Origin of the sequence: Ensifer canadensis (assembly GCF_017488845.2) — a bacterium.
In the GTDB taxonomy this organism is placed as follows: Bacteria; Pseudomonadota; Alphaproteobacteria; order Rhizobiales; family Rhizobiaceae; genus Ensifer; species Ensifer canadensis.
In genome coordinates this window covers 25,026-38,287 of the sequence record NZ_CP083373.1, presented here as the reverse complement: position 1 = coordinate 38,287, position 13,262 = coordinate 25,026, and the positions used below count along the sequence as shown (strand labels likewise).

At 57.9% G+C, this 13,262-nt stretch carries 14 protein-coding genes and 1 pseudogene; 10 read left to right on the top strand and 5 right to left on the bottom strand.

Annotated elements, in window-relative coordinates; translation table 11 throughout:
* The first annotated feature begins 94 nt into the window (after positions 1–94).
* Positions 95–1,429, top strand: coding sequence for a PQQ-dependent sugar dehydrogenase (locus J3R84_RS29735; RefSeq protein ID WP_113567609.1), 1,335 nt, complete (start codon positions 95–97; stop codon positions 1,427–1,429).
* A gap of 112 nt (positions 1,430–1,541) precedes the next feature.
* A complete protein-coding gene (locus J3R84_RS29730; protein WP_057218545.1) occupies positions 1,542–1,994 on the top strand; it encodes a hypothetical protein in 453 nt (150 codons plus the stop codon).
* Between the two features lie 61 nt (positions 1,995–2,055).
* Here the strand turns inward: J3R84_RS29730 and J3R84_RS29725 are convergent, their stop codons facing one another.
* The 3 genes from J3R84_RS29725 to J3R84_RS29715 form a co-directional block, all read right to left on the bottom strand.
* Complete coding sequence (locus tag J3R84_RS29725) at positions 2,056–3,315, bottom strand: DUF763 domain-containing protein (protein WP_057221684.1); 1,260 nt, start codon at positions 3,313–3,315, stop codon at positions 2,056–2,058.
* A 257-nt stretch (positions 3,316–3,572) separates the two neighbouring features.
* On the bottom strand, positions 3,573–4,157 hold the full coding sequence (locus J3R84_RS29720) for a DNA-3-methyladenine glycosylase (RefSeq protein WP_113567621.1): 585 nt from the start codon (positions 4,155–4,157) through the stop codon (positions 3,573–3,575).
* Positions 4,158–4,560: 403 nt separating this feature from the next.
* Positions 4,561–4,875 carry a hypothetical protein gene (locus tag J3R84_RS29715; protein ID WP_057218552.1) on the bottom strand — a complete coding sequence of 105 codons (315 nt, stop codon included), beginning with the start codon at positions 4,873–4,875 and terminating at the stop codon, positions 4,561–4,563.
* A gap of 178 nt (positions 4,876–5,053) precedes the next feature.
* Here J3R84_RS29715 and J3R84_RS29710 point away from each other — a divergent pair, with 178 nt between their 5' ends.
* From J3R84_RS29710 to J3R84_RS39125, 4 genes and pseudogenes are all read left to right on the top strand, one after another.
* Positions 5,054–5,977 carry a hypothetical protein gene (locus J3R84_RS29710; RefSeq protein WP_057221683.1) on the top strand — a complete coding sequence of 308 codons (924 nt, stop codon included), beginning with the start codon at positions 5,054–5,056 and terminating at the stop codon, positions 5,975–5,977.
* Between the two features lie 127 nt (positions 5,978–6,104).
* On the top strand, positions 6,105–6,332 hold the full coding sequence (locus J3R84_RS29705; RefSeq protein ID WP_057221758.1) for a DUF6894 family protein: 228 nt from the start codon (positions 6,105–6,107) through the stop codon (positions 6,330–6,332).
* Positions 6,333–6,470: 138 nt separating this feature from the next.
* Positions 6,471–7,130, top strand: coding sequence for a DUF6766 family protein (locus J3R84_RS29700; RefSeq protein WP_057205612.1), 660 nt, complete (start codon positions 6,471–6,473; stop codon positions 7,128–7,130).
* A 192-nt stretch (positions 7,131–7,322) separates the two neighbouring features.
* Positions 7,323–7,643, top strand: a pseudogene (locus J3R84_RS39125) (hypothetical protein); the annotation flags it as partial.
* 79 nt (positions 7,644–7,722) lie between these two features.
* On the opposite strand, the gene J3R84_RS29695 reads toward J3R84_RS39125, so the two are convergent.
* Together J3R84_RS29695 and J3R84_RS29690 are read right to left on the bottom strand one after the other, a co-directional pair.
* Positions 7,723–8,337, bottom strand: coding sequence for a general stress protein (locus J3R84_RS29695; RefSeq protein WP_057205552.1), 615 nt, complete (start codon positions 8,335–8,337; stop codon positions 7,723–7,725).
* 38 nt (positions 8,338–8,375) lie between these two features.
* On the bottom strand, positions 8,376–8,690 hold the full coding sequence (locus J3R84_RS29690) for a PepSY domain-containing protein (protein WP_057205554.1): 315 nt from the start codon (positions 8,688–8,690) through the stop codon (positions 8,376–8,378).
* Between the two features lie 22 nt (positions 8,691–8,712).
* On the opposite strand from J3R84_RS29690, the gene J3R84_RS29685 reads away from it, so the two are divergent.
* The 4 genes from J3R84_RS29685 to J3R84_RS29670 all read left to right on the top strand — a co-directional run bounded on the left by J3R84_RS29685 (position 8,713) and on the right by J3R84_RS29670 (position 12,793).
* Positions 8,713–8,904 carry a hypothetical protein gene (locus tag J3R84_RS29685; RefSeq protein ID WP_057218555.1) on the top strand — a complete coding sequence of 64 codons (192 nt, stop codon included), beginning with the start codon at positions 8,713–8,715 and terminating at the stop codon, positions 8,902–8,904.
* A gap of 770 nt (positions 8,905–9,674) precedes the next feature.
* Positions 9,675–11,552 (top strand): PBP1A family penicillin-binding protein, encoded by a 1,878-nt coding sequence (locus J3R84_RS29680; protein ID WP_373688534.1) that lies wholly within the window; start codon positions 9,675–9,677, stop codon positions 11,550–11,552.
* A gap of 124 nt (positions 11,553–11,676) precedes the next feature.
* Complete coding sequence (locus J3R84_RS29675) at positions 11,677–12,066, top strand: hypothetical protein (protein WP_203528463.1); 390 nt, start codon at positions 11,677–11,679, stop codon at positions 12,064–12,066.
* A gap of 211 nt (positions 12,067–12,277) precedes the next feature.
* Positions 12,278–12,793, top strand: a complete 516-nt coding sequence (locus tag J3R84_RS29670) for an alpha/beta fold hydrolase (protein ID WP_347376844.1) — start codon at positions 12,278–12,280, stop codon at positions 12,791–12,793.
* The last annotated feature ends 469 nt before the right edge of the window (positions 12,794–13,262 follow it).

Genomic DNA, 13,262 nt, shown 5'->3' with positions numbered 1-13,262 from the left:
GAAATCACGTTTCGGCGCATTTGGAGACAAGCGATGAAACGAACGACGGATTGGCGAGTTAGACGGCTGTCACAGTCTTCCGAGGAGTGTCAGCATGCAACGCGTTCTGATATCGATGGCGGCATTGTTCGCCGTCCTTCTGATTGTCGGTGCAGCGCTTGTTTTCTTATCTCAAGAACAGGCGAAACTAACGGCTGAACAGGGTTACGGAACAGCCCCGCTACTGCCTGCACCCAATCCCACCCTTATCCCCACGGTCAATGTGGCGGAGGCGTCCCACTGGGCCCCAGGCGAAAAGCCGACGGCTGCCGATGGGCTCGTTGTCGGCGCTTTCGCCGAGGAACTCGATCATCCGCGTTGGCTTCACGTCCTGCCAAATGGCGACGTTCTTGTCGCGGAAACGAACAAGCCAGAAAAGGAAGACACAGGTTTCAGCTTGCGCGGCTTTGCCATGGGACTGTTCATGGGGCGAGCCGGGGCAGAGGTTCCGAGCGCTAACAGGATCACGCTGTTGCGCGATGCGGATGGCGATGGCGTTGCAGAAACCCGGTCAGTCTTCCTCGAAAACCTCAACTCGCCATTCGGCATGACCCTGTCGAACGGGATCCTCTATGTCGCCAACACCGATGCCATCATGGCGTTCGACTACAAGGATGGCGACACGACGATCACGGCAAAGGGCAAAAAAATCGTCGATCTGCCTGCCGGTCCGATCAATCACCATTGGACCAAGGACGTCATTGCCAATCGGGAAGGCACCAAGCTTTACGCAACCGTCGGCTCCAACAGCAATGTCGGTGAAAACGGCATCGAGGCGGAAACCAACAGGGCAGCCGTGCTGGAGGTCGATCTGGTGAGCCGACAACTCCGCCTTTTCGCATCCGGACTGCGCAATCCCAACGGGCTTTCATGGCAGCCCGAATCCGGCGCGCTATGGGTTGCCGTCAATGAGCGTGACGAAATCGGAAGTGATCTCGTCCCTGATTACATGACCTCAGTCAAGGACGGCGGGTTCTACGGCTGGCCGTACAGCTATTTCGGCACCCATGTCGACGTCAGAGTAAAACCGCAAAGACCCGATCTCGTCGAAAAGGCAATCGTGCCGGACTATGCACTCGGACCTCATACAGCTTCCCTCGGATTGACGTTTTACACCGGCGAGCTCTTTGGAGAGCAATATCGGAATGGGGCTTTTGTGGGCCAACATGGCTCTTGGAACCGCCGACCGCGCAGCGGTTACAAGGTAATTTTCGTTCCCTTTGCCAACGGTCAGCCGTCCGGGCCGCCAAAGGATATTTTGACCGGGTTCATCGGAGGCGACGACAAGGCCCGCGGTCGTCCCGTCGGCGTTGCCGTTGACCGGCAGGGTGCGCTTCTCGTAGCCGACGACGTCGGCAATGCGATCTGGCGGGTGACGCCCGCCAAATGAGAGACCTTTCGATAATACGGAACCGGTTGCCGAGCGCGCCGTTTCTTCCTGACAGGGGAATTCCGACCCCTACCTACTGATCAACCGCGGCCGAACCCCGAAGGAGATAAAAATGTCCAACAATGTGCAGCGTGGTGGCGACGTGAAGTCCACCGGCGAGAGCGATACGGAGTTTGGGAGATCAATGGAAAGCAAGGCACAGTTTGCCGATGCGCGGCGCCAATCGACCGATTTTGTCGGGGATGGCGAGACGTTGAACGTCTATCGGCTGGTGCCGGTGGCCGCACCCACGGACCCGCGGTGGCAGAATGCCCTCAATCAAGGTGAGGTGCTGGTGGCCGCTCGTTCGTCGGGCGATGCGCGTGTCGTCGCTTCGGGATGCGAACTAGACTACATGGAGGTCGATGCCGCACCCGCCGAAGGCGTCAGCACGCTTGATGCAAGCGCGTTCCGTGACGAAAAGCTCTACACGGTCATTGAGGTCGAGCATGCAAAGCCAGGGCTTGTGCGCGGCCTGATGGAAGGCGACATATCGATAGCGACTATAAAGCCGGTACAGATCTGAGTGTCACGCTGGGAGAAGCTCGGTCTGTTTGACGATGGCGACAGTCTGAATGCTTCAGCCTCTATTCTCTTGATGGCTCGGTCTCTGACGGCGGCTCCCAGCCGAAGACACTGCGTCCGCCAAGTGAGGCGGAGTTTCGGAATTCGCCGGCAACGATTTCTTTCAGGTCAGGGCCGGTCACGTAATGTTCAAGGCGACGCGCCTGCTCGTCAAGGCGCCGAAGTGCGTCGAGCTCTTCCGTGTTACCGAGCTTGCCTCTTGAAACGGCGGACTTCATCACCTTGAGTGTTTCGTCATACACTTTCAACGGAACGGGGAACGGATGACGATCCTTGCCGCCGTGAGCCAACGAAAAGCGTGCAGGGTCGGAAAAGCGGCATGGTGCGCCGTGGACGACTTCAGCAACCATGGCCAGTGCTTCGACGGTTCGCGCGCCGACGCCAGGCGTCAAAAGCAGCTCCTGAAAATCCTTCGGTCCCCGCTCGGCTGCAGAGGCGAGCGCTGCATGCAGACGACCCATATTGACGTCCTTTTCGCGCACGTCGTGGTGAGCCGGCATGATCAGATGCGGGAGCGACAGTTGATCTGGAAGACTTTCGGCAAGGGGCCCTCCCCGCCGCACGGCGAGGGCCTCGCGCACGATGCTGTCGGGTCCCATATTTGCAAGCAGGTCAAGCTGTCCTTCTCGCGATCGCTCAGCGCGCCGGTCGGCGAGGTTGACGATGATGCCTTGGGCGTTTCCTTCAATGGCAGCATGCGGGGAATCGAGAAAGCATTCCAGGTTTTCCGACAGCCAGTGATAGCGCCTGGCCTGTCGTTGATCGCCGTTCATACCCTGCTGGACGACGACCCATTGTCCATCGTCGGTGACGATGAAACCGTGCAGGTAGAGATCAAATCCATCTTGAACCGCGGCACTGTCGATCTTCGCGACGAGGCGGCTGGTGGTTACGAGACGGTGAGCGTCGAAGCCGACCCGATCACCGATCGCAAGCAGCTCCGTGGGAGTTTTACGTGACTGCGCACCACGCCCGCCGCAAACATGAATTCCAAGTTCCGCGGACAGCGGCGTCAGTCCGCGCTTCAGAGCGCCAATGACGCTGGTGGTGATACCGGAAGAGTGCCAGTCCATGCCCATCACGGCGCCAAAGGACTGAAACCAGAAAGGGTGGGCCATTCGACGCAGGAATTCGTCTCGTCCGTAGTGCAGGATGACAGCTTCGGTAATGATGGCACCGAGCTTCGTCATGCGATCTCCGAGCCACTTCGGCACGCGCCCGCCGTGGAGGGGAAGATCGGCACTACCGGAACGTTTTACCATGAGCTTATCCTGTTGATCCGCAACGACGGATGGCGCGTTTTAGCATTTGCGGTGCCGGATTGGGAAGTTTGCGCTTGAGGCGGACGGTCGCAGGCTGGACGGGTAAGAAGCTCGACTGCCGTTTCGTTGGCCAAAAGGTGAAAGCGGAAAAACCCTGATGTTCTCCATCCCCATCGCGTCCGGGCACAGCCTGTGACCTTTATAGGGAATGCACCCGGTGCTGGGATGTTCCACCGTCATTCCCTTCGATGGATTGATTATGACGCCGGCGCGTCAATTTCCGACAAAACGGTCGGGTCTGGAAAACTCCGGCTTAGAAAACCAGAACCCCTTGCGCCGAATCGCCACGGCAGATCGACAGCCTTGCTGATGCCAACACGCGGACCTCGGCAAACCTCGACTGCACTGCTGCCGGCGGAAAGCCTGAAGGGGGCCGAAAAAAGTGACAATCCGTCGAACTCCTGTGACACAGCCAGTGCCTGGCAAAGGCGCCCGGGGCCTGCACATAAAAGAAATGTGTTGGCGCCGCTGCGTCGCTGTCGCATCGATTCGATGCCAGTGGTCGGTTCGATCGCCCGGATCAGCACAGCGCTGCCTGCTTCGCACACGAAGTTCAGGCACCAATGCAGCCCATAGGACCTGTAAACGTAGGCATTGCCAGCTGCAGCGAACATGGAAGCGTTGCGTTTCGTCGGGCCTTTGTGACTATGGGAAGCGGGATCTTCGATTGTGTAAGCTTCTGTTTCGACGATTATGCCGCCGACGCCGTCGACCTCCAGGACGGTCCCGATCAGCGCTTTGGCAACATCAACAGCGTAACGATTGAAAAACGCGTGCGAAATCACTGCTGTTCCTCCTTTCTCCGGTGGCCTTGTGGGCGACGAAATTGGGCCGTTCCCAACAGAAGCCGCCAGCGTCTGGCGGCCCAGATCGATAGGCAAGCTCAGTCGACCTTTCGCTGACGCCTTACGCAACCCGTCCTATGTTTAAAAGCGGTACGCTCGTCTCAAAAGGCAATAACTTGCAATGGACGAAACATCGGCGCAAATCCTCGCGTTCGCTTAGCGTTGGAACACATCCGAACCTTTCTTGGATGCCAGAAGCGCGACGGCATCATAAAGAACCGAAGATCGACCATCGCGATCAAGCTTGCCGGCTGGTACGTGTTTACCTTTTCGATCCACGTGAGCGATCAACATCGAGCGCGCCGGATCAACGGCCTGATCTGGAAGGCAGAGACGATCATTAACGCCGTCGGATAGACGCCCCCCAGAGGTATCCTATGGCGGCGGCCGCAATCAGAACGGGGGCGAGGTGGTCTCTGATCCGGTTCTGCGTTGTTTCAAGTGCGACGACAGCCTCAGTCACGGCCAACCGGGACGTCCCACCAACGATTGCGGCGAGTTCCGCGCGCAGGTTCACAATTTCTGTCCGCAGCGCCTCAAGTTGGGCCTGTCGTGCCAGTGTGGCGTCATTTTCTGGTGCCGTCTCGAGTGGCTCGTTGACGACCCCGACTTTTGCGAAATCGCCATCGCTTTCGTAGCCGGTCTGATCCACCATCGCTGTTTCCTCTCACATGAAGGCAATGCCACTCAACGGTGAAAACGTCGTGTTGTTCCATCGGAAACGACCGCGGCGAGCATTTACAAATGCCAGCCCCAATGGAGCGTTCGTGACGAATGAACCTGTGGCGTTCGTGAGCGTTAGGCTCACCAGATAGTATTTTACGGTGACGACGATGCCTAAGCCCAAGGAAAGGTCTGATAGCGAACCCCGTCTTGGCGCCACAGCGAAATTCGCCTACGACAGAATGACGGTGGAACGCTTCCGCAATGCATTCCCACGCGCTCGCTGGAACGAGGAGCAACGCAGTTGGTTCGTGCCGGGCAAGACCGCCGGCAAACGCATTGCACAGTGGCTGGCGCGCGAGAGCGAAAACCTCGATTTATATGCGGATGCCAAAGGCCGCGATGCGTACGCTTTCGATCCTATTTCCAGTCAATATCTTCAAATCGAAGACGATATCCAGATACGCACCCCTTATTCCAGGGACGTTGTTGAGCAATTGCGGTTAATCCCTTGGGCTCGGTGGGATGATGAGATGCACGCTTGGCGGGTGCCGTTCCGATCCTACGAAGCACTGCGACGTTCGTGGCCTGATATAGACGCAGCTGCGCGCGCTAGCGAACCTGAGGAGCGCAAGCGCCGGAAGGAAGCGGAAAAACATACGGCGAAGTCCGAGCGCGCGAAATTGCGCTATGCCGAACGTCGCCGCCGGCGTTATCCGGTTCCAGCCGGGGCGCTACCACCGATCGGTCAGGCGGTGACGACATGTTCCTACCGCGTGGTGATTATAGCCGAGGTGGCCGGAGAATACGCCGAGCCGGATGATATCAAGCGCTTCTATCCCCATGCTGCAGGCGATCCGCGCGATTTTGTCTGGGTTCGTTGGCGCCCGGCGTCGCTAGCCGAACTGGTGGCAACCTGGCCGGCGCGTGAGAAGCCGAACGCGTTCGAGAAGGCGCGGGGCTGGTGGCGGCCAGTTCTGGACGAGCTGCGTGAAGCGCGATCGGAGGCGCGCCGCCTGGAGCGAAAAAAACAAAGGAGAACTGCGCCCCCCAGTGAGAGGGCCCGTGGTGCTGCACACGAAGGCACCCATTGAGCATGTCAAGCAGTTGGAAGTGTACGAGAGCGTGAACGTCGTTCTGCGGAGGCAGCGTGCACTGATGCTCGTCATCCTCGGGAAGAATGAGGGCTTTTCCTGCTTTTTCCTTTCGATTGGAGGTTTGATGACGCGCTATTTTTTCGATCTTCATAACGGTGACGGCGAAACACGAGATGAGCAAGGCGTCGAGCTTGGTTCGCGGGATGCCGTGATGCAGGAAATCCTCTTGGACGTTGCTCGGGATGAACTCCCAGATCGCAACCGCACAGACATATCCGTTTTGGTTCGTACCGACATCGGCAAAACCGGTTCGGTCGCAACGCTCACGTTTCGCAATCAATGGCTCGATTGATTGTCGCGAGCCGGGGAAGTTTTACGGCGTCGCTCGACCAGCTCTTAGGATTTACCGCCTTGCGCCTCGGAGATTGCGATTTCGGAACTATCTTGATCCGGTCGCGGTTAGTGGCACATCCAAACGGAGGAGCGTGACGTGCGTTTTCTACGAGACAACAGCCTGACGATCGTCCTCGTGACCGCGACACTCATGACCATCGCCGGCATGTACATAGCCGGCTGGCTGGCGAACAATGAAGAGTTGGCGGCCCACGGATCGCCGGCGCTGACATTGATGCAGTATGGCTTAAGCGGCGACTTTCTATCCGCCGTCTTCGAGAACTGGGAAAGTGAATTTCTGCAAATGTCGGTTTATGTCGTGCTGACCGCCTATCTCTATCAAAGGGGCTCTGCGGAATCCAAGGATCCTGACGAGAGGTCGCCTCAAGATGAAGGACTTGCGCACCGAGAAGAAGATCCCGAGGCGCCGTGGCCAGTCAAGAGGGGCGGTATGGTACGGCTGCTTTATGCGTACTCGCTGGGAATTGTTCTCACCGGTCTCTTCCTTGCGAGTTTCGTACTCCATCTTGTCTCCAGCGCCAGATCGGAGAGCGAGACGGCGCAATTGCATGGCCAAGCGACAACGACGGTCATGCAGCATCTCGGCAGCGCACAATTCTGGTTTGAATCCCTTCAAAACTGGCAATCGGAATTCCTGTCAACGGCGCTGATTGTTGTTTTGTCGATCTTCTTGAGGTACCGGGGCTCTCCTGAATCCAAGCCTGTAGGCGCGCCTCACCGCGAGACCGGCTCATAAGAGCAGCGCTTGGCCCGCGCGTGCGCCGATACGGTGCGGATAGCTGATAGTTGGCCGGGCCGATCGCGGTCCGGAGTGCCCGAAAAAATGTCTTGGTGCGGCCGGCCAATGGATATGCCGATGCGGTAGCTATGTCGGACACAGCTTTTCCGCAACGACCGGCGTGAAGCGCCACTCTTCTTGCACCGTTACAGGCCGGGCTCGGCAATCATCACAACCGGCTCGGTCACGGGTCTTGACGGCGAAAAAAGCTGTTTGACTATTCGATGGACAAGGGAGGTATCCACGCCATGAGACCCGGTGTAGAGGCCGCTCAATCCAAGCGACAAGGAGGCATCGCCGAAGTTCGGGCCCAACCTTCCCATGAAGCGACCGCGCAACCCTACATTTTCTTATCTGCATTGTTCTAGAAACATGAGCAGAGAGATCCTCGCCGATTACCGGCGACTCAAGGCCAAAGCACGTGTTCCCAATGGATCGCACACTATCGTTATTGGCCAGAGGCATGGATGATCACGTTTGTCGCTCTGAAGCAAAGTAAACAAATAAGAAAGGCCGCCCACATGGACGGCCTTTTCGAAGTTCTGTTTGGTTAGATCAACGTTCCACGGCTAGCGTATCGTGTGCGTTCCTCTTCAATTTGCGCCGGGCTATAGGGATCGAGTGTCTCATCGAATCGGTTCCAACCTTGCTCGCGATAAGAGGAGCGCCGCTCCTCGAGATCCACCCAGTTCGATCGCCTGAGGATCGCCTCCGCCTCGGCAGCCTCGCTGTCGGCAACGCGCGCTGTTACCAATGTGCCGCCTCGGCGCACACCCTCGGCATAGACATGCGCATCTTCTTCCGGCACGCCGGAATCCGTCAGCGCCCCGATAATCCCGCCGACCGCACCACCGGCAACCGCACCGGCAGCAGCACCCGCAGCAGTCGCCGCAAGCCAGCCGGCAGCAACGACCGGGCCGACACCCGGGATCGCCATCAGCCCGAGGCCGGTCAGAAGACCGCCTGCGCCGCCGACCGCAGCACCGATGCCAGCACCGGTACCCGCCCCTTCGGCCGCACCTTCTGTGTCGTCAACCTTGTATCGGCCCTCGCCGTTGCTCGCGACCATGCTGATGTCGTCATCGGGAATGCCGGCGGCTTTCAGCGCTCGTACAGCTTCAGATGCTTGGTCATAGGTGTCGAAAAGTCCAGTCACGGTTTTCATGTTGGTTTTCCTTCGATGGGTTTGCTGAGATTACAACTTCAGTTGGCGACGATGTTGCCCTGGTAGTCGAGGGTGACGGTTACGGGCTTTCCGTCCTTGGTGGCAGAGGCGTGCCATATGCCCTTCTCGTCCAGCTTCAGCCCGGTCACCGCGGTGTAGCCGTTCTCCTGAAGTCGGGCGCGCGCCTGCTCTTCGGTGAAGCTGTTGGCGCCCTCGACAGGCGCGGTCGGATTGGTGGTGTCGGGCGTGGCGATTGCCGGCGTTTCAGGGTCCGGCGACGTTGTTGCGGTCTGTGCATAGGCACTGAATGCGCTTGCCGCCAGAAAGGCTGTCGCGACGATCATTTGTCTCATTGTTGTCTCCTCGATGCGAAAATTGAACGACGCTGAGACAACGCGGGTGCTTGGCGATGGTTCCTTTTCCGTCGCAAAGAAGATTTTGGTTATCTATAAGTTACAATGGCTTACAAAAACCGTTCGTATGCCAACCACCTTCCTAGGTGAGGCCGAACTTCTTAAAAATTCGCTCGATGACGAGGCGCTTCAGTCAAACTTCGACGCGAGCTGAAAGTTCCCCAATTCGACCGCCGAGGCGCTCAATTCGGATGCCGAGTTTGGACGTGCGGGTTACCGCAAACCCGCGGCAGGAACAAAACTAACGATGTCCGTACTGCGATGGAAATTCGACTGGCAGATCATCGAGCGCCTGAATTTGCGGATCACGTACTCCGAGTCACGATGAACGACGAAGCGCTTGGCGTTCGTTACAGCCAGGCCGCTCGTACTCGGTCTGTATAGCGATCGCGGCCGGTTGGCATCAACGCCTTTCTTCTGCCCTTTCTCGCACTAATTTCTTAGAAGGAACAATATCGCCGGCAGGAAATGACCCACTCCGCTGACAGCCCAAATCAGACCGATGATGAAGATACCAATTCTTCGACGATTGGGGTCGAACCAGAAACCATTCGGGCAGCAGTGGAGCCGGCTGTCAGCTCTAGCGACAGCGCCGCTGCGGTTGCATCGTCAGACGAGAGCGAGCCGCACCCACCCGCCTTTACGGAAAGCAAGCGCGCACTTCGCCATCTTGCATCCGCTTTTCGCCGCGATCTCGGCACAGTCGGACAGCGTTGCCTCGCAGGTGCGCCCGCGCTGATCAAGAAGGTCAAACTGGTCGCGAGAGCTTCGCGCGCCTCATTCCCCCCCAAATTTCGACAGAGGGCGGCATCAGCCATGGCCCCCCTCCGCAAAGGAATATCCGGTGCAGTAGGCGTCGTCTCCACGCCGGCATGGTTTCCCGCCTTGCGACTTCAGCCTCGCTCATGGAAAGCCGGGATCTTGATGGTGACGTTGACCTTTGCGATCTTCGTGATCGGAATGCTGATCTGGGCACTGAAGGATGTGCCGTGGCGAGAAATCGCCGACGGCTCCCTAAAACCTATCGTGGTCCTTGAAGCCGCGGACGGCCAGCCAATCGTAAGACAAGGTCCTTTCCAGGGCCCCTACGCCCGATACGAGGAATTTCCAGCGCATTTGGTCGATGCCGTACTTTCAATCGAGGATCGGCGGTTCATGGATCATTACGGAGTCGATTTGAAAGGCATCATGCGGGCCGTATTGAGAAACTTCCAGGCCGGCTCGGTCGTTCAAGGCGGCAGCACGATTACCCAGCAACTGATCAAAGTGCAGTACCTTGAAAGCGATCGCACGCTGAAGCGCAAGCTGCAGGAACTGGTTATCGCGTTCTGGCTCGAGTGGAAGCTTGGCAAGCGGGAGATCCTCACGCGATACTTGAACTCCGTTTACCTCGGGTCCGGCGCGACAGGAATGCCCGCGGCAGCCCGGATCTATTTCAACAAGGAGATTGCCGCACTCAACGTCCAGGAAGCTGCGATGCTGGCCGGACTGTTGAAGGCGCCGAGCCAATTGAATCCGATCGACAATTTCGAAGCCGCACGCGAAAGGACGACAACGGTCCTCGATGCGATGGTGGCAAACGGCAAGCTCGCAGCGCAAGATGCGTCCGCCGCCAAGGCGAAGTTTGCCGAATTGCATCCGACCACGCCGACGCCGCGCTCGGGCAGTTGGTTTGCTGACTGGATTTCGCCCCAGGCCGGCGAAATTGCAGGTGCCTCTCCAGGTTCGACAACAGTGCGCACGACGCTGGTGCCACGCCTTCAGCAGCTTGCCGAAGATGTCGTCGCTCGCAATCTTGATAAGGAAGGAAAAACTCTGGGTGCGTCACAGGCCGCACTGGTCGCAATGACGCCAGATGGAGCGGTGGTCGCGATGGTCGGCGGACGCGACTACAAGGCCAGCCAGTTTAACCGCGCCGTTGCCGCGAAGAGACAGCCTGGCTCAACGTTCAAGCTTTTCGTCTTCTATGCCGCATTGAAGAACGGACTTACCTTGCGTGATCAGGTCTTCGATGGCCCGATTGAAGTCGACGGGTGGTCGCCGCAAAACTCGACAGGCCGCTATCATGGATGGGTAACAATTGCGGAAGCCTTCGCCCGATCTCTCAATGGTGCAACGGTTGCGCTGGCGCAGGAAGTGGGCATCGAGAATGTTGTAGCGGCCGCAAGAGAGCTCGGAATCGATGCTCCACTAAATCCCGTGCCGGCATTAGCGCTCGGATCATCCGAAGTCAGTCTGCTTGACCTGACGGGCGCCTATGCCTCGATCCGCCTGGGAAAATCGCCGGTCGAACCTTGGGGCGTAATCGATTTTCAGGCGTCGACCCAAACCAAGGCGTTCCGCGTCGGCCCGCTCACAGCCGCTTCGACCGATCTCTCCACCTACCAACAGGATCTGGTGAGCCTATTGCAGCTTGTGGTCGAGCGCGGCACCGGACGTGATGCTTTCCCGGGTTCATTTGCAGCCGGAAAGACCGGCACCAGCCAGAACAACCGTGACGCCTGGTTTGTAGGTTTTACGGAAGATCTTGTTGCCGGCGTCTGGGTCGGTAACGATGACGACACGCCTATGAAGGGCGTCACCGGTGGTGCGCTCCCGGCGCGCATTTGGCGGGATTTCATGCAAGCGGCAATGGCCCAACCTGAACCTCAGATTGATCCAGATACAGGGCTGATGACAAGCCAAGAAGGGCCAGCAGCGTCCTGCAATATTAGGGCTTGCGCGCGGAGCTATCGATCGTTTCGAGCGTCCGACTGCACCTACCAGCCTTATCGGGGAGAGCGCCGGCTGTGTGAGCGGTAGCTGTTCGCGATACGATCATATTTTCAGACGAATTATGATTTTTGCTCGATTGGCAGTCTGTCGGGCCTCGAGGGGGAACATCTGCCGTCCGAAGTGGTTCTCCTTATCACCAACGGAGATAGCTATGAACATCATCGGACAACAGGTGCTTTCCGACCCAGGGGGCGTGATGACTGTTGAATGGGTCGCAGAGGGTGGCAACGTGATCTCGGTTCGGCTGCAGGACAGCGAACACGATCTGGACGTTGATAGTGCCGTCGCAAAGGCTAAGGCGCTCATGGTCCAGGTGGCCACGTTCGATAAGGTCGCCACCGAGGTGGAGCCAGAGACAGATCCCCAGGTATCGCCCGCTGTAGAATCACTGCGCAGCGCGCGCACCGCCAAGGACACGGGCACATTGGAGGAACAGCTTGACGAAGGTCTGAAGGCGTCTTTTCCAGCAAGTGATCCGCCCGCCGCCACCGTTAGCACGATTCCCACGAGAAGAACTGATCATCCTGACGCCAAATCATGATCACAAACGGTGACGCGGGCAGTCGTTCATCCACCGGAGGATGCGCGGAGCGGGAGTTTCGTCATTTGCAACGAAAGTGCAGATCGCCGCACGATGACACTATTTTGGAAGTTGATCTTATCCCCAGAAAGGGAAGCCCAAGTCCGCGCCTCGATGGAGGAGAGTTCAAAAAGCGCTTTCTGCAACAGTTTCAGGACAGTTCCTCGATAGGATAACAGGCCTCATCATTCAGAACGGCGACATCTACGAGGATGTCATGGGCCCCAAGTATGCGGCGCTGAAATCCTGGTGGGCGGATCGCACGACCGAGACGCACCGGGTGTTGGAAGACGCGGTATCGGAAGCAGGCTTTCGCGCGGAATTTGTGGGTGAAGTGTCGGCCGAGGTTGCCGCACGAGTTCCCCCGGATTTGTGGAAACTGCATTGGCCCTTGATGAATACGCCGGAAAGACGAAGGATTTCAGTCCGGCTGATCGAAATCTGGGAAGAGAATTTTACCTGGTTTCCCCGCTATCAAGCCTATTTGCGGCAGAACCAGCCTTCGACTTTGATCGTATGGGGACCAGAAGACGGCTACATGCCGGCCCAGTCTGCCCGAGCCTATTTGCGTGATCTGCCGAATGCGCAGCTGCATCTGATCGCTGGTGCCGGTCACTGGCTGCTGGAAACCCACTTCGATGAAGCACGAGTGCTTGTGCGCGAATTTCTTTCTCGGCTGTCCGCATGACTTCGGGGCAAGTTGCCGCACTTGAGCCTGCCGCACGCTTCGGGTTTTCACAGCCCGGTAGGATGATTGCGGCGATCGACTACTTGGGTATCCGGTCGATCATGGCTGCGTGCGCCTTACAAACTGGAATGTGGAGGAATTGGTAGCCATCACCATTCGATCAACCGGGCGAAGATCTCGCTGATGCCGGGGATTGTATTCAACAGCTTCACATTGCATTGGCTTTGGTAATCGCCAGGATCGTTACCAACTCCCCGCCTGAATGGCGATCGAGGATGATTAATCGGGCGAAAGACCGTCAAGGCGTCGCGAACAAGCAGCGAACATCCACAGGACATACCGTGTATATCTGGTCTGGATTAGCTTCCCCGGAGTAGGAATGAGTTGAGGGCGCCTGTTGGCCTAGACGGCCGGGGCGAAATAACACTGACTTTCGTCATCATGGTCAAAAATTCAAAGCGATGCCGTG